The 16928-nt window shown below is 39.3% G+C and carries 16 protein-coding genes; 12 read left to right on the top strand and 4 right to left on the bottom strand.

Annotated elements, in window-relative coordinates; genetic code table 11:
• Window positions 1–24 precede the first annotated feature (24 nt).
• Together smpB and arcA are read right to left on the bottom strand one after the other, a co-directional pair.
• Window positions 25–507: an SsrA-binding protein SmpB gene (gene smpB, locus INP94_RS00630; protein WP_197543711.1), complete on the bottom strand. Its 483-nt coding sequence runs from the start codon at window positions 505–507 to the stop codon at window positions 25–27.
• Between the two features lie 112 nt (window positions 508–619).
• On the bottom strand, window positions 620–1333 hold the full coding sequence (gene arcA, locus INP94_RS00625) for a two-component system response regulator ArcA (protein WP_197543710.1): 714 nt from the start codon (window positions 1331–1333) through the stop codon (window positions 620–622).
• A 179-nt stretch (window positions 1334–1512) separates the two neighbouring features.
• On the opposite strand from arcA, the gene INP94_RS00620 reads away from it, so the two are divergent.
• The 11 genes from INP94_RS00620 (at window position 1513) to INP94_RS00570 (ending at window position 13876) form a co-directional block, all read left to right on the top strand.
• Window positions 1513–3279, top strand: a complete 1767-nt coding sequence (locus INP94_RS00620) for a protein-disulfide reductase DsbD (protein ID WP_197544246.1) — start codon at window positions 1513–1515, stop codon at window positions 3277–3279.
• Window positions 3280–3395: 116 nt separating this feature from the next.
• Window positions 3396–3794, top strand: coding sequence for a DoxX family protein (locus INP94_RS00615; protein WP_197543709.1), 399 nt, complete (start codon window positions 3396–3398; stop codon window positions 3792–3794).
• A 184-nt stretch (window positions 3795–3978) separates the two neighbouring features.
• A complete protein-coding gene (gene purH / locus INP94_RS00610) occupies window positions 3979–5577 on the top strand; it encodes a bifunctional phosphoribosylaminoimidazolecarboxamide formyltransferase/IMP cyclohydrolase (protein ID WP_197543708.1) in 1599 nt (532 codons plus the stop codon).
• A 192-nt stretch (window positions 5578–5769) separates the two neighbouring features.
• Window positions 5770–7059, top strand: coding sequence for a phosphoribosylamine--glycine ligase (gene purD, locus INP94_RS00605; protein WP_197543707.1), 1290 nt, complete (start codon window positions 5770–5772; stop codon window positions 7057–7059).
• Between the two features lie 24 nt (window positions 7060–7083).
• Window positions 7084–8307 carry a DUF711 family protein gene (locus INP94_RS00600; RefSeq protein ID WP_197543706.1) on the top strand — a complete coding sequence of 408 codons (1224 nt, stop codon included), beginning with the start codon at window positions 7084–7086 and terminating at the stop codon, window positions 8305–8307.
• Window positions 8308–8370: 63 nt separating this feature from the next.
• Window positions 8371–8916: a hypothetical protein gene (locus INP94_RS00595; RefSeq protein WP_197543704.1), complete on the top strand. Its 546-nt coding sequence runs from the start codon at window positions 8371–8373 to the stop codon at window positions 8914–8916.
• Window positions 8917–8995: 79 nt separating this feature from the next.
• The gene (locus INP94_RS00590; RefSeq protein ID WP_232087403.1) at window positions 8996–9568 is read left to right on the top strand and encodes a hypothetical protein; all 573 of its coding nucleotides are present in this window, start codon (window positions 8996–8998) and stop codon (window positions 9566–9568) included.
• Between the two features lie 115 nt (window positions 9569–9683).
• The gene (gene glyA / locus INP94_RS00585; protein WP_197543703.1) at window positions 9684–10949 is read left to right on the top strand and encodes a serine hydroxymethyltransferase; all 1266 of its coding nucleotides are present in this window, start codon (window positions 9684–9686) and stop codon (window positions 10947–10949) included.
• Between the two features lie 203 nt (window positions 10950–11152).
• Entirely contained in the window at window positions 11153–11629 is a 477-nt protein-coding gene (locus tag INP94_RS00580) for a hypothetical protein (protein WP_197543701.1), read from the top strand.
• A gap of 161 nt (window positions 11630–11790) precedes the next feature.
• Window positions 11791–13497 (top strand): tetratricopeptide repeat protein, encoded by a 1707-nt coding sequence (locus INP94_RS00575; protein ID WP_197543700.1) that lies wholly within the window; start codon window positions 11791–11793, stop codon window positions 13495–13497.
• A 103-nt stretch (window positions 13498–13600) separates the two neighbouring features.
• On the top strand, window positions 13601–13876 hold the full coding sequence (locus INP94_RS00570; RefSeq protein ID WP_014064103.1) for a DUF1294 domain-containing protein: 276 nt from the start codon (window positions 13601–13603) through the stop codon (window positions 13874–13876).
• Between the two features lie 75 nt (window positions 13877–13951).
• Here the strand turns inward: INP94_RS00570 and dsbB are convergent, their stop codons facing one another.
• Both dsbB and nhaB read right to left on the bottom strand, forming a co-directional pair.
• Window positions 13952–14485, bottom strand: coding sequence for a disulfide bond formation protein DsbB (gene dsbB / locus INP94_RS00565; protein WP_014064102.1), 534 nt, complete (start codon window positions 14483–14485; stop codon window positions 13952–13954).
• 19 nt (window positions 14486–14504) lie between these two features.
• On the bottom strand, window positions 14505–16043 hold the full coding sequence (nhaB, locus tag INP94_RS00560) for a Na(+)/H(+) antiporter NhaB (RefSeq protein ID WP_197543699.1): 1539 nt from the start codon (window positions 16041–16043) through the stop codon (window positions 14505–14507).
• Between the two features lie 133 nt (window positions 16044–16176).
• Here nhaB and fadR point away from each other — a divergent pair, with 133 nt between their 5' ends.
• A complete protein-coding gene (gene fadR, locus INP94_RS00555) occupies window positions 16177–16905 on the top strand; it encodes a fatty acid metabolism transcriptional regulator FadR (RefSeq protein ID WP_005697938.1) in 729 nt (242 codons plus the stop codon).
• The last annotated feature ends 23 nt before the right edge of the window (window positions 16906–16928 follow it).

Below are 16928 nucleotides of genomic sequence, written 5' to 3'. Positions count from 1 at the left end.
CATTTTGTCAGTTTGGAGGGAGAGTTATCCACGATGTGCATTTTTCATAATACGCTCTTTCGCTACTTTCCATTCACGCTCTTTAATATCATCACGTTTATCATGTTGTTTTTTACCTTTCGCAAGACCGATTTTGATCTTTGCCCAAGCACCTTTCCAATAAAGAGAAAGGGCAACAATGGTAAAACCATCACGGCTTGATTTACCGAAAAGATTATCCAGTTCACGTTTATTCAATAAAAGCTTTCGCGTACGCGTCGGATCGCAAACCACGTGGGTAGAAGCCAAGCTTAATGGTTGAATGGCCGCACCAAATAAATAGGCTTCCCCGTTTTTAAAAATGATATAGCTGTCGCTGATATTGGCTTTACCTGCGCGCATTGATTTCACTTCCCAACCTTGTAATTCAAGGCCGGCTTCAATTTCATCTTCAATAAAATATTCGTGTCTTGCTCGTTTATTTAACGCAATGGTGTTGGAGCCGACTTTGACTTTCTTCTTGGTCATTGTTATCCGTTGTTCATTAATCGTAAATTGGCGTTGATTTTACCGAATCTCGCCGTGGATAGCAAAAAACAAAAGGCTGATTTGACTCAGCCTTCTATTACTAAATGATAGATTATTCTTCTAACTCACCACAGAAACGATAGCCTTCGCCATGCACGGTAGCAATGATTTCAGGGGTATTAGGATGATCTTCAAAATGTTTTCGAATGCGACGAATTGTTACATCCACGGTACGATCTTGTGGTTTTAATTCACGTCCCGTCATTTTTAGCAATAATTCTTCACGAGTTTGCAATTTGCCAGGGTTTTCGCAGAAATGCAACATGGCACGGAATTCACTGCGAGGCAGCTTAAATTCAGTGCCTTCTGGTGTAATTAAATTATGGCTATTTAAATCCAGCGTCCAACCATTAAAACGATAGTTCTCACGTTGTAAATGGGTTTCTTTGCCATTTAGTGTCATGGTGCGATGCAATAAATTTCGTGCACGAATGGTGAGTTCTCTTGGGTTAAATGGTTTAGTGAGATAATCATCTGCCCCAATTTCCAAGCCTAAAATTTTATCGACCTCGTTATCTCTCCCCGTGAGGAAGATTAATGGAATCGCAGCTTTCTCACGTAATTCACGCCCCAGTAATAAACCATTTTTACCAGGTAAGTTGATATCTAATACGATGAGATTGACCATTTCTGAGTTTAACTGACGATACATTTCCGCACCATCTTGTGCTTGTAATACCTCATAGCCCTCAGCTTCAAAAATTCCTCTTAACGTATTACGGGTTACCGCTTCATCTTCCACGATGAGAATTTTTGGGGTAGCCATTCATTGCTCCTTGTTATACTTCGTTATGGGCATATTCTATAATTGTAACATTGCTGTAACAACAGAAATGTGCAGTCATTGTTTAAATTACATTTAATTTTATGATCTAAGTCATAAATTATTAACATTCCGCTTATCTATGCTAGAATTTTAGTAGGAACAATAGTTGGGACTTTATGATGAAGCGAATTCTTCTTTTTTTATTTTTTATTTTTACCGCACTTTCCACTCAAGCCGGTCTTTTTGATAAGAAACCGGCTTTCTTGCCAGTGGATGAAGCTTTTCAATTTTCAGCTGCAAAAAGCGAGAATCAAGAAAATGTGATCGTCAATTGGTCGATAGCAGAAGGGTATTATCTCTATCAAGAGAAAATTTCCGTGAAGCTCAACCAAGAGGAAACCTCATCATTTGATGTGCCGATATTTTCTATTTCCCCTGAAGATTATAACGATCCTTATTTTGGCTTAATGAAGATTTTCAAAAAGCCCGTGCAAGCTATTTTTAAAGCAAGCCACCCGCCATTAAAAGCCGAAGATGTGGTTGAAATTGCTTACCAAGGTTGTACATCGGGCTTTTGTTATCCTCCTGAAGTGAAAGAAATTAAAGTGGCAGATTTGCCTATTGCACAGGTCGCTAATACTGAAAAAACATCGGAAAACTCGACCGCACTTTCAGCACAACCCAAAGCAGAACAAGACCGTTTAGCGGAAAGTTTATTTAACAGCAAATATGCAGTATTTGGTTTCTTCTTGTTAGGATTAGGTTTGGCCTTTACCCCTTGTGTATTGCCAATGCTACCACTGCTTTCAGCGATTGTGATTGGTCAAAATCAACGCCCTAATATGTGGCGCGCTTTCGCATTAAGCTTTGTGTATGTGCAGGGGATGGCGGTGACTTACACCTTATTAGGCTTGATTGTGGCTGCAATTGGTTTGCCATTCCAAGTGGCTTTACAACATCCTTATGTGATGATTGGTTTATCAATCATCTTTGTCTTGTTAGCCTTGTCGATGTTCGGTGTATTTACCTTACAGCTCCCAAGCTCCTTACAAACAAAACTCTCTTTACTTAGCCAACAGCAAAAAGCAGGTGCCTTTGGTGGCGTGTTCTTAATGGGGATGATTGCGGGTCTTGTGGCTTCGCCTTGCACATCTGCACCGCTTTCTGGCGCCTTGCTTTACGTGGCGCAGAGTGGTGATTTATTCACTGGCGCAATTACACTTTATCTACTCGCATTAGGGATGGGCGTACCGCTGATTTTAATCACGTTATTTGGGAATAAAATCCTGCCTAAATCAGGCGTGTGGATGGAAACCGTTAAAAAGCTCTTTGGCTTTGTGATGCTCGCGTTACCTGTATTCTTAATTTCTCGTATTTTGCCGGATGAATGGACTCCAAGATTATGGGCGATGTTGGGTACCGCATTTTTCATTTGGTTTGCTTTCCAAATGCCAAAAAATGGTACAGGTTGGGTATTCCGAATTCTCTTTTTAGTGGCAGCTATGATTAGTGTGAAACCGCTTCAAACTTGGGTGTGGGGCGAAAGCCAAGCAACAAGTGCGGTCGAAAATAAATCGGTTTCTCATGTTGAATTTAAGAAAGTGAAAAGCGAAGCTGAATTGCAACAAGTTCTGGCGGAAAATAACAAACCGCTTGTGATGCTCGATCTTTATGCGGATTGGTGTGTGGCTTGTAAAGAGTTTGAAAAAGAAACATTTAGTGATCAAAGTGTACAAAAAGCCTTTGGTGATATGCTGCTCCTTCAGATTGATATGACAAAAAACTCCGAAGAAAACCGTGCTTTAATGACAAAATATAAAGTGTTAGGTTTACCGACTATTTTGTTCTTTAACCGAGATGGAAAAGAAATTGAGGGGAGTCGTGTTAACGGATTTATGCCGCCCGTTGAGTTTTTACAATGGATTGAGAAAATTAGTAAAGCGTAAAATTATTTCCTAATCGTAAAAAGTCCTTTTCGATTTGAAGTATTGTTTGGCTTTGAATTAATCATTAATATACACCCCGTTCTCAAATCACTTTTTATTTTTATTAGGAAAACTTTATGAAAAACTTAGAAAAATACTCTCCGTATGTTTTAGCTTTATTACGTATCGTTGCCGCGTATATGTTTATCTTACACGGCACAGCGAAATTCTGGGAATTCCCAATTTCGATGACGGGCGGTAACGGCGCAGTGGGCGATCCACTGATGATCGTCGGTGGGGTAATCGAGATTGTTGGTTCAATCCTATTAATTTTAGGTTTATTTGTTCGCCCAGCGGCATTTATCCTTTCAGGTCAAATGGCTTATGCGTATTTCTTTATGCACGTTGCAGGTAAAGGGAATTTATTCTTCCCAATCGCGAACGGTGGTGAACTTGCTTTACTTTACTCTCTCGTGTTCTTCTATTTTGTGTTTGCGGGTGCCGGTGCATTTTCTTTAGATAACCGCAAACGCTAATCACATTATTCACACTGTTAGGTTGCCCGCATTTTGCGGGCTTTTTTATTTTTTAAACCTCCTAAATAATAAGCAGTCGAACCTTGAAGTGCGCTTACCAGGAAAATTTTTTCTACATAAACGCAAACGTTTGCGCTATAATTCCACCCACTTATTTTTAACCATTTAATGAAAGGAAAATGTAATGACAGATCGTCCAATTCGTCAGGCTTTACTGAGTGTTTCTGATAAAACCGGTATCGTAGAATTTGCTCAAGGCTTAGTACAGCGTGGTGTAAAACTACTTTCCACAGGCGGTACCGCAAAATTATTGGAGCAACATGGTTTACCGGTGACAGAAGTGTCTGATTATACGGGATTCCCAGAAATGATGGACGGTCGTGTGAAAACCTTACATCCAAAAGTACATGGCGGTATTCTTGGTCGTCGCGGTACAGATGACGCTATCATGCAGCAACATGGCATTGAAGGCATTGATATGGTCGTCGTGAATTTATATCCATTTGCCGCCACCGTGGCTAAACCGGATTGCACTTTGGCTGATGCGGTAGAAAATATCGATATCGGTGGCCCAACAATGGTACGTTCTGCCGCGAAAAACCATAAAGATGTGGCGATCGTGGTGAATAATCATGATTTTAACAACATTCTTGCTGAAATGGATAAACACCACAACAGCCTAACACTTGAAACTCGTTTTGACCTTGCGATTAAAGCATTTGAACATACCGCTCAATATGATTCTATGATTGCCAACTATTTTGGACAAATGGTGAAACCGTATCATGTAGCAGAGGAAGAAGACGCGAATGCGAAGTGCGGTCAATTCCCACGTACTTTAAATCTTAACTTCGTGCGTAAACAAACCATGCGTTACGGCGAGAATTCCCATCAAAATGCGGCTTTCTACGTTGATTTAAATGTGAAAGAAGCAAGCGTAGCCACCGCTCATCAATTACAAGGCAAAGCTTTGTCTTACAATAATATTGCAGATACCGATGCGGCACTTGAATGCGTGAAAGAATTTGATGAGCCGGCTTGCGTGATCGTTAAACATGCCAATCCATGCGGTGTGGCTTTAGGTAAAGATATTTTAGAAGCTTATAACCGTGCTTACCAAACCGATCCAACTTCTGCATTTGGCGGCATTATTGCTTTCAACCGTGAATTAGACGAAAAAACTGCGAATGAAATCGTGGAGCGCCAATTCGTTGAAGTGATTATTGCACCGAAAGTATCAGCTGAAGCGCAAGAAGTCGTGAAACGTAAGAAAAATGTTCGTTTACTTGAATGTGGTGAATGGACATCACGTTCTGAACGTTTAGATTTCAAACGCGTGAACGGCGGTTTATTAGTACAAGATGCGGATTTAGGCATGGTTGGCGTGGATGACTTAAAAGTGGTAAGTAAACGTCAGCCAACTGAACAAGAACTAAAAGACTTATTGTTCTGCTGGAAAGTGGCGAAATTTGTGAAATCGAATGCCATTGTTTACGCCAAAGACAATCAAACTATCGGCATTGGTGCAGGCCAAATGAGCCGTGTATATTCTGCGAAGATTGCGGGTATTAAGGCTCAGGATGAAGGTTTAACCGTAGCTGGTTGTGTGATGGCTTCTGATGCATTCTTCCCATTCCGTGACGGTATTGATGCAGCAGCGAAAGTGGGAATTCAATGTGTTATCCATCCAGGTGGTTCAATGCGCGATCAAGAAGTCATCGATGCAGCAGATGAACATAATATGGTGATGGTATTAACTGGAATGCGTCATTTTAGACATTAATTTATATCGTAACTTCGCTCAATAAGCGAATTACTTTTTTACTTATTCCTCCCCCCTCTTTCGTAAAGAGGGGGCTGGGGGGAGATTTAAACGATGCTAAATATACTATGAGGTTGAAATAACTTCTGCCAAATCTCCCCTACCCCTCTTTGCTAAAGAGGGGGTTAAATTCAAAAAGATACAAGGAGCATTATGAACATCCTCATCATTGGAAATGGCGGTCGTGAACACGCCTTGGCTTGGAAAGCAGCACAATCTCCATTAGCAGATAAAGTTTTTGTCGCACCGGGTAACGCAGGTACCGCATTGGAACACAAAGTAGAAAACGTGAATATTTCTGCAACAGATATCCCCGCATTAGTGAAATTTGCTCAAGATAAGCAAGTTGGATTAACCATTGTTGGCCCTGAAGCACCGTTAGTAATTGGTGTGGTTGATGCATTTCGTGAAGCTGGATTGAAAATTTTTGGGCCAACTAAAGCAGCTGCGCAATTGGAAGGCTCAAAGGCATTCACTAAAGATTTCCTCGCTCGTCACAAAATTCCAACGGCAGAATATCAAAACTTCACTGAAGTAGAACTTGCATTGGCATACTTGCGCGAAAAAGGTGCGCCAATTGTCGTAAAAGCAGATGGTTTGGCAGCGGGCAAAGGCGTAATCGTTGCAATGACATTGCAAGAAGCGGAAGAAGCTGTGCGTGATATGCTTTCTGGCAATGCCTTTGGTGAAGCGGGTAGCCGAGTGGTGATTGAAGAGTTTCTAGATGGTGAAGAAGCCAGCTTTATCGTCATGGTAGATGGTAAAAACGTCGAACCTATGGCAACTAGTCAAGACCATAAACGCGTGGGAGAAAACGACACTGGTTTGAATACCGGCGGTATGGGGGCGTATTCACCTGCACCAGTGGTGACACCAGAAATTCATGATCGCATTATGCGTGAAGTGATTTATCCAACGGTCAATGGTATGGCTGCGGAAGGCAATGTTTATACTGGCTTCCTATATGCAGGATTAATGATTATGCCGAATGGTCAGCCGAAAGTGATCGAATTTAACTGTCGTTTTGGCGATCCAGAAACCCAGCCGATCATGCTACGTCTTGAATCAGATCTGGTAGGATTTTGTCTTAAAGCTTGCGATGGTAAATTGGACGAAGTGAAATCCCAATGGAATCCAAAATCTTCTTTGGGTATTGTTTTGGCTGCTGAAGGCTATCCAGGTGATTATCGCAGGGGCGATGAAATCACCGGTTTGCCACAAAGTGCGGTCGAAAATGAGAAAGTTTTCTTAGCGGGCGTCGCAGAACAAGAAGGCAAGTTAGTCACGAACGGCGGTCGCGTGCTTTGTGTGACTGCGTTAGGCGAAAGTGTATTTGAAGCGCAACAAAAAGCTTTAAAACTCGCTGAGCAAATTCAATGGTCTGGACGTTTTTATCGTCGAGATATTGGCTATCGTGCTGTTGAACGTGAGCAGCAAAAATAACGACATTTAATGTTAAGGGATCGAATGGATTATAAAAATAAAGAATTATGTCGTCTTCGCACAATCAGTTTTTTTCTGACTTTACATAAAGATAAAACGCAATGGGAAGACGCCCTTTATTCGGTGAAACGTGATGTGGATTTGTTATTACCTGCTGTACAGAAAGCAGGTTATACCTTGCAATCGATTCGAGTGATTACCAATCCCTTTGGGGAATATTTGGATTTAACTAATTTGCAGACAGCAAAAGCAGATTTGCAGTATTTAACGGAGTTATTGAATAAATTTAATGAAAGTGGAATTCGTCTTCGATTTGCAATAGGTGCGGCGAGAAATAAAGAGGAAATTACGTTATTGCCAGAGTTAATCGCAGCTTATGGTGACTTGTGTAATGCTTGTGTCAATGTGCCATTAGATGAGAATGGCGTGTTAGATAATGAACTTATCGAACAATCTGTTTATGCGGTACAACGAATTGCAAATATCACACCACGTGGCGAAGGTAATTTTAACTTTACGGTGAATTTTAATTGCAAGCCATTTATTCCTTATTTCCCTGCCGGTTATCATCTAAGTCATTTACCAAATAGTTTTGTCATTGGGTTAGAAACACCTGATTTATTAGTCGAAGTATTAAAATCTGTACCAAAATCGTCTCATAATCAATTTTATGCGGATTGTTATCGAGCAATGTCGCAAGCGCTGCAATATCATGTAGATCAAGTGTTAGAGATGCTAAGTGCGGTCAAATTATCGGGCGAATTTGAATTTGCAGGGATTGATAGTTCGGCGGCACCATCGAAAAATTGTTCATCTATGACAAAAATCTATGAATTAATGGGATTACCTTATTTTGGTGCGGCTGGTTCTGTAGAGGTTTCTGCCTTACTGACAAAAGTGTTTAAATCAATCCAACATGTGCCATTGGTTGGGTTTTCCGGATTAATGTTGGCGGTGACGGAAGATTTAGGTTTAGCCGAAGGAACACAAAAACACTATTTTGATATTCGTGTTTTACTGACGTATAGCGCTGTATGTGGTATCGGTTTAGATACGGTTCCTGTGGCGGGAAATGCTAAGGCTGAAAGCATTGCGGCGATTATGCGTGATACGGGGACGATGGCATTTCGCTTAAATAAACCGCTAACTGTGCGTTTATTCCCGATTCCAAATAAGGTTGCAGGCGAAATATCAGAATTTGAAAGTGATGATTTATGCAACTGCCGCCTTTTGCGTATTCCAGATTAAACAAAATTTTCCCTACTTTGTAGTGATGAATGTTATCCCTACAGTCAATAAAAGGAGTATCTTATGAGAAAGTTAATATTGGGTAGTATCGTCGCAGTATTATTAACAGGTTGTGCCGGGGCTTCAAATGTTTCACAAAGCTCAACGTTAGATGGCGAGTGGATTTGTCATACTATCCCGACGAAAGATAAACAAACTTATGATCGTTTAGATCATTTTGTTTTGAAATCTGATGGAACCGGGCTATTGCGAGGCATTTCTAGCATTGAATTAGATAGAGAGAGCACAATTCGTTATTTAACCAAAGGTAAGGTGAAATGGCAGGCTCAAAATAATGTCTTGAGTTTCGATTTTATCGATCGTGCTATGGTGCCGGCTCATAGTAAAAATGTGGCTAAAGTCATCAAGCAAAATAAAGCTTTACAAAAACAAGAAAAAGAACAGTTGGCTGCATTTTATAGTAAATCTGGTAATCATACGGATATGCCAATTGAGCTGAAACAAAATGGCAATCAACTTATTCTCGGTAAGGATTATGCGACCTGCCGACGAGTAACAGAGAATGACAAGGACATTCAGTTATTGGATAAGTGGTTTGTCAAGAAATAGGGTCGATTAAGAAAAACAAATACGATTTCAACCGCACTTTATTTTTAGATGCGGGGATCTGATTAATAAAAGGAGAATTATGATGAGAAAATTAGTATTAAGTAGTTTTATCGCAGTATTGTTATCGGGATGTGCAACGGCACATCAACAAACGGAACAGGAAAAAGCCTTAGTCGGCGATTGGATTTGCCATGTAAAACCTGCAGCTAAATCCCCTTTACCTGTTGAGCATTTTGATTATGTCACCTATCACGCAGATCAAACTGTGCTTCTACGTGGTATTTCACAGATTGATACAAAAGAAGGCTGGATGCGTTATTTATTGCAAGCTAAAGCCAAATGGAAGGCAAGTGATGGCAAGTTAAGTTATGACTTTACCGATCGTCTATTTAAAACAGCGCATTCACCAGAAGTTGCGAAAATTATTGAACAATCTCCAGAATTTAAAGAATATGATAAGGAATTTGTTTCACCTTGTAATAACTGCGGTAATCATTTGGAGATGAAGATTAAACTGAAAAGCCCAACAAGGATGACTAATTTTAATACCTATACGAAAGAAACCAGCCAATGCCATAAACTGGGTGCTGGCGAGAAAACAAAAGAAGTTAAACTAATTGAGAAATTAGTGAAAGAAAAAGGCTCGATTTAGATAAATGAATGTTTTTCATTGTAATAATGAAAAATATGATCGAAATTTTTGATTAAGTTTTTACTTGGAAACAGGTAAACTATACACAAATAATGCAAACAACGAGGAAAACACAATGTTTAAAAAAAGTATGAACATCGCTGATTACGATCCGGTTCTATGGCAAGCCATTCAGGGCGAAAATCGTCGTCAAGAAGAGCATATCGAGCTTATCGCATCTGAAAACTATGCGAGCCCACGCGTAATGGAAGCGCAAGGTTCACAGTTTACTAACAAGTATGCTGAAGGCTACCCAGGTAAACGTTACTACGGCGGTTGTGAGTACGCAGACATTGTAGAGCAGTTAGCAATTGATCGTGCTAAAGAGTTGTTTGGTGCGGATTATGTAAACGTACAGCCACACTCTGGTTCTCAAGCCAATGCGGCGGTATATGGTGCATTACTTAATGCAGGTGATACTATTCTAGGGATGGATTTAGCACATGGTGGTCACTTAACCCATGGGGCGAAAGTGAGTTTCTCCGGTAAAATCTATAATTCTGTGCTTTATGGTATCACTGCTGATGGCTTAATCGACTATGAAGATGTCCGTCAAAAAGCATTAGAACACAAACCAAAAATGATTGTAGCGGGTTTCTCTGCTTATTCTCAAGTCGTAGATTGGAAAAAAATGCGTGAAATCGCCGATGAAGTGGGGGCGTATTTATTTGTGGATATGGCGCACGTTGCGGGTTTAATCGCAGCAGGTTTATATCCAAATCCATTACCATATGCACATGTTGTCACAACGACTACCCATAAAACCTTAGGCGGTCCACGTGGTGGTTTAATCCTTTCTTCTTGCGGTGATGAAGAACTTTATAAACGTTTACAATCTTCTGTTTTCCCTGCAAACCAAGGTGGTCCATTAGTTCACATTATTGCAGCGAAAGCCGTATGTTTCAAAGAAGCGTTAGAGCCAGCTTATAAAGAATACCAAGCGAATGTGATTAAAAATGCGAAAGCAATGGTAGAAGTGTTTAAACAACGCGGTTATGACGTGGTTTCAAATGGCACAGAAAACCATTTATTCTTAGTGAGTTTCATTAAACAAGGCTTAACCGGTAAAGCAGCTGATGCTGCGTTAGGTAAAGCGAACATCACAGTGAATAAAAACTCTGTACCAAATGATCCACAAAAACCATTTGTGACCTCTGGTATTCGTGTTGGTACACCAGCGGTGACTCGTCGTGGCTTTAACGAACAAGACTGCCGTGAGTTAGCCGGCTGGATGTGTGATGTATTAGATGCATTAGGCAAAGAAAACGAAGAACAAGTGATTGCAGCAACCAAAGAAAAAGTATTGGCAATCTGCAAACGTCTTCCTGTTTACGCAAGCTAATTTTTAATCATTGTTAAAAGAAACGGTAACATCAGTAAAGGATGTTGCCGTTTTTTATTTTAATTTTTTTATGATTTATAGGGAAAGGTAAGAGCTAATTAGTTGATGTTATAGTGCTATTTTTCTGACTGATTGAATAGTTGAATAAAATACTATATTATTCGGCTGAATGGTAAATATATTCAAGTATTAAAGGAATAGTGATGAAAACTTTAACTAAAACGCTTCTTGCTGCAACTTTTGCAATCGCTTCTTTTTCAGCCTTTGCTGATACGGAAATTGATCTAACAAAATATGAAGGCGAATGGAAATTTGACAGTCAAAGTGTAGCTGCAAAACATTTTCCTAAAACTGCTAATTTAAGTATTACACCTCAAGAGGAAAATAAGAAAAAATGTGGTAAGTCAGTTTATCATACTGAAGTAAATGGTGAGCTTGGCGAAAAAATCCATCAGTCTTTAGAGGATGTTGTCACCACATCTGAAGAATCTGAAAAATTTACAGCACTTGTAGAAGAAGGTAAGAAAATCTTCAAAGCTAAATCGATCTATCCATTATTTGTAGAAGTTTGTGGTGAGGATGTTTTTCTTTTCAATTTAAATAGTGAAAAAGAAGGAATTGTCGTCAAAGTTAATCCTCAAAAAATGGAGAAAGCTTATATAAGCAAAGTTTTCCGTTAATCAATATACTAAAGAGACTGGATAAAACCAGTCTCTATTATACCTACTCAAATTGCCACGATAGTGGTTTCAACGGTGCAGGATTATTATCCAATTTGGTTAAAAATCTGACCGCACTTTTGTACTCAACTGAAATACATTTATCTCTCCAAAGGAAGTTCATGCTTAAAACATTATTTAATTTATTTAGAAAAAAGGATAAAAACAGCCTTAAAACTTTACAGCAACGTATAGAGCAAGGGGATGCTGAGGCAATGTATCAGTTAGGCCGTTTTTATCATATTGGAGAGGTGGTAGAAGCTGATTATGACAAAGCGATGACGTTATATCACCGCGCGAATGCATTGGGTTATCCATTAGCGGCAAATAATATTGGTGCGCTTTATGATGATATGGGTGAGCCCGAAAAATCAGTAGAATGGTTTGAGCAAGGCATTCGTCAAGGCGATAAACGAGCGACAATCAATTTGGGACGATTCTATCTTTTAGGCATTGGTGTGGGGCAAGACACATTTAAAGGCATGCAAATGCTAGAGAAATATGACGATGATGGGTTTGTTTTATATCTCTTAGCGCAGGTATATGATGGCGTTATAGGATATGGAGTTCCAATTAATTATCCTAAAGCATTGGAATATTACTTGCTTGCTGAGAAAAATAAACAAGATTTAACCAATGAAAATTTAATGACGCTTTATAACAACCTTGGGACACTCTACAACGCTCATGAGGATATTCCAACTAATTATGCTGAAGCACAAAAATACCTAACCAAAGCTGCTGAAATGGGGCTTCCTAATGCGATGTATGGCTTAGCAAATTTACACGATTTCAGAGGGGATAAAAAACAAGCCTTTAAATGGTATTTAAAAGCCGCTGAAAATGGCTTAATTGATGCCTATTACTATGTTGGTAATGCTTATAAAAGAGGTGAGGGTGTTCAACAAGATAGCCAGAAAGCCTTGAAATGGCTAGAGCTAGCAGCAGAATACCAAATGAGGGATGCGGCTAGGGAATTGGCTGAGATTTACCAGGATGGGCTAGGTAATGTGTCACAAAATTTAGAAAAGGCTAAAGAATTTTATCTACTTGCAAAAGAATCAGGAGAGAATGTCGAACGCTCAGTGCAACAGCTGCAAAGTCGTCTTGCTGTGCGTGATGATTTTGGTGCATTACTTGAACTAGCTAAAGAAGGCAATCTTGAGGCACAAAAGGATTTAGCGATGGCTTACGTTCGAGGTGATGAAATTGAACAGAATTATGAAGAAGCCTTTAAATGGTATAAAGCTGCCGCCGAACAAGGTGATGCTGATGCACAAAATAGTCTGTACAATCGCTATGCAAAAGGCGAAGGAGTTGAACAAAATAGCGAAGAGGCGATGAAATGGCTACATCGTAGTGCAGAACAAGGTTATGGGCTGGCTTACTATAATTTAGGATTTGAATATAGTTCAGGTGATTTAGTCAGAAAAGATGAATTAGAAGCGATCAAATGGTATAAAAAGGCTGCGAAAAAAGACATTAAAGAAGCTTATTACCAACTTGGATTTCTTTATACTTATAGTGATACCATTAAAGATTACCAAGCTGCGCGGGAATGTTATGAATTAGCAGGCGGAAGTTGGAACGGTGAAGCGCAAAATGAGTTAGGCATTCTTCACTTTAATGGGTTCGGCACACCAAAAGATGATGCCAAAGCTTTTTTGTATTTCCAACTTGCTGCTGAAAACGGCAGTCCTGAGGGAATGTATAATTTAGGTGCGATGTATGACAATGGCTTTGGCACAAAACGCAATAGCAAGCTTGCCGCTCAATGGTTTAAAAAATCCTGTGAAGCTGGATATGAAAAAGCCTGTGAGATGCTATAAAAATAACACCTTACTTGATGTTTGTTCATGCAAAAGGAGAGGCGTAATACCAGATCAATATGTTAAAATGAACTATTATTTTTGATCTTCTTGTTTACGCATAATGCTGATTCAGCTTTTATTGGTGATGTTAGCGGCGGTAAATATCGCCGCTTATTTTTTAATGTGGAAAGACAAAGTCCGCGCGGTTCGTCACGGCTGGCGAATTTCTGAAAATACTTTCTTTCTATTAAGTCTTCTTGGTGGATTTATTGGTGTTTATTGCGGGATGAAACGCTTTCGTCATAAAACCAAACACTTCAGTTTTAAATTTGTTGTTATTCTCAGTGCCTTTATTTGGTTGATCTTAATGCCTTATTGGTATTTCTTTCTTGAATAATGTTGAGTACAGAATGACTTTCAGTAAGAAAAAAGCCTAGAGAAATATCTCTAGGCTTTTTAGTATGTGATTAGACTATTTAAAAATAAGACGTCGATTTCGACTTTTCTTCACTTGTGAAAGTGTAATTAATCCCAACACAATGACATAGACAGCGAAAATAAATACCAACCATTGCACCATCGTGATGCCGAAAAGTGACCATTGGCTTTCGTTACAGCTGCCTGTTGGATTGAAGACCGCAGGTAGCCATTTATGGAATGGTAACGTTTCTGGAAAGTTTGGTATAAATTCACATTGTTTCCATGGCGCAGGGTTCATTTGTAAATCAAGGTGACGAATGGAAATCATTAATCCTTTGATTGCACTAAATAAACCCACAATAAGAGCAAGAATGCGGACAATAAGCGAACTAGGGGCTAAGGCGCCGATAAAACCAGCAATAAATAACCCTACCATAGCTAAACGTTCGTAAACACAAAGTACGCAAGGTTGTAAACCCATTCCGTATTGAAAGTAAAGTGCGGTGGATTCTAGGGCAAATGCGGAAAATGCCAAAAAGATCCACGCTGAACGTTTAAGGGATAATTGCTTAAAAAAGTCGAGCATTCTTTCTCCTTATGCTTCATTAAATTGGAAGAATTAAGCCAAGGTTTGCAAGCCAAATCGTCATTCCTGGTAGGATAAATTCGATTGCAAGGAAACCAACTAGCGTTAATACGATAGTGTAAGGCAATGCCATGTAGACCATTCTACCATAAGAAAGTTTAATTAACGGTGCAAGCGATGATGTTAATAAGAACAAGAACGCGGCTTGACCGTTTGGTGTAGCGACAGAAGGTAAGTTTGTACCTGTATTGATTGCTACCGCAAGTAATTCAAATTGGTGCGGTGTAATTGCGCCTGTCGCAAGGGCATGTTTCGCTTCATTGATATAAACTGTTGCTACGAATACGTTATCAGAAATCGCAGAAAGTAAACCATTGAAACCGTAGAATAATGCTAACTGTGTTTTCTCTTCAGAACTTAATACAAAGTGAATAATTGGCGCAAAAAGTTTTTGATCGATAATCACCGCAACGACAGAGAAAAATACGACTAATAATGCAGTGAAAGGTAAACTTTCTTGGAATGCTTTACCAATAGCGTGTTCATCAGTTACACCAGTAAAGGTTGTTGCAAGGATAATCACACTTAAACCAATCATGCCTACAGCCGCTAAATGGAAGGCTAAACCTAAGATCAACCAAACCGCGATAACCGCTTGGACAGAAAGACGAATCTTATCTTGTTTAGACATTTTTTGTGCGTTTTCACGATCTAAATCCGCTAAGACTTGCCATACTTCTTCCGGTAGTTTTTCACCATAACCGAATAATTTAAATTTTTCGACTAAAATACAAGTGAGTAATCCGCAGATAAATACAGGGACTGTCACAGGAGCCATACGGAAGAAAAATTCAATGAAATTCCATTTGGCTTGTTCTGCAATGATTAAGTTTTGTGGTTCACCCACCATGGTCATTACACCACCGAGTGCAGTACCGACACCAGCATGCATCATTAAGCTACGTAAGAAAGAGCGGAATTTTTCGAGAGTTTCGTGATTTTTAATTTTGTTATCATCGGCAATATCAACTGCATCCTGTAGATTTTTCCCTGATGCCACTTTGTGATAAACCCCATAGAAACCCATGGCAACACTGATGATGACCGCCACAACAGTTAGTGCATCTAAGAAAGCTGAAAGAAATGCAGCACTAAAACAGAATGCTAAAGAGAGAACGATTTTAGAACGAATACGCACTAATAATTTGGTGAAAACATAAAGCAAAAGTTGCTTCATAAAATAAATACCGGCCACCATGAAGATTAAAAGTAAAACGACTTCAAAGTTTGCCACGATCTCCGCTTTAACGTGTTCAGCATTCGTCATACCAATGGCAATGGCTTCAAATGCTAATAAACCACCCGGTTGAAGTGGGTAGCATTTTAATGCCATGGCTAGCGTGAAAATAAACTCGGCAACGAGTAGCCAACCAGCAAGAAATGGACTAACAAAAAAGAATAAAATCGGGTTAATTACCAGGAAGGCAATAATGGTTAATTTATACCAATCTGGACTTGCGCCCAGAAAGTTTTTCATAAATGCTTGTGTGTAAGTCATATCGAACTCCGTTTTTTTATAGTCTTAACATTGTAATATATACAGCTTTAAAGGATAATAGACCAGTTAAAGATTTATTGAATAAATCACATTTTTTGATCTTTTTAAGCTTTTTTATATTTATTTTATATTTATGCAAACAGATAATACCCTTTTACGGGCACAAAGCCCAGCCGCACTTGCCGAAGAATATATTGTTAGAAGCATTTGGGATGATGTATTTCCCGCGGGTACCAATCTTCCTTCTGAACGTGATTTAGCCGATAAAATCGGTGTGACACGCACCACATTACGTGAAGTATTACAGCGTTTAGCACGAGATGGATGGCTTACCATTCAACACGGCAAGCCGACAAAAGTCAATGATATTTGGGATACAGCCGGCCCAAGCATTATTGAAACCTTAATTACCTTAGATCGTCAGAGTGCGCCATTAATCATTGAAAATATGCTTTCGTTGCGTAGTCGTATGTCTGAATCTTATATTTATGAAGCTGTCAAAAATTCACCTAAAGCTTCAGTTGCTTTGTTTAAAGGGTTGGATTCATTAGAAAACACCGCTGAAAGTTATATGGAATTTGATTATGCATTATTCCGCCAATTTACAGTCATGGCGAATAAACCTTTCTATCGTTTGATTTTTAATAGTTTACGCGGGGTTTATCATAAAATTGGTTTATTGTTTTTCAGCGAAGAAAAACATCGCCAAGTCACGCATGATTTCTATGTTGAATTGCGCGATATTTGTGAAAGTGGCCAATCCGATTTAGTGGTAGGTTGTATTCGCAAACATAAGCAAGTGACTTCCGCTTACTGGCGAACCATTTTAGAAAGTTTGCCAAAAGATTTAGAAACAGAATAATATGAAAAGTGCGGTTGAAAATG

It is taken from the genome of Haemophilus parainfluenzae, from assembly GCF_014931395.1.
Classification (GTDB): Bacteria; Pseudomonadota; Gammaproteobacteria; order Enterobacterales; family Pasteurellaceae; genus Haemophilus_D.
This window is presented reverse-complemented; position numbering and strand designations above follow the sequence as displayed.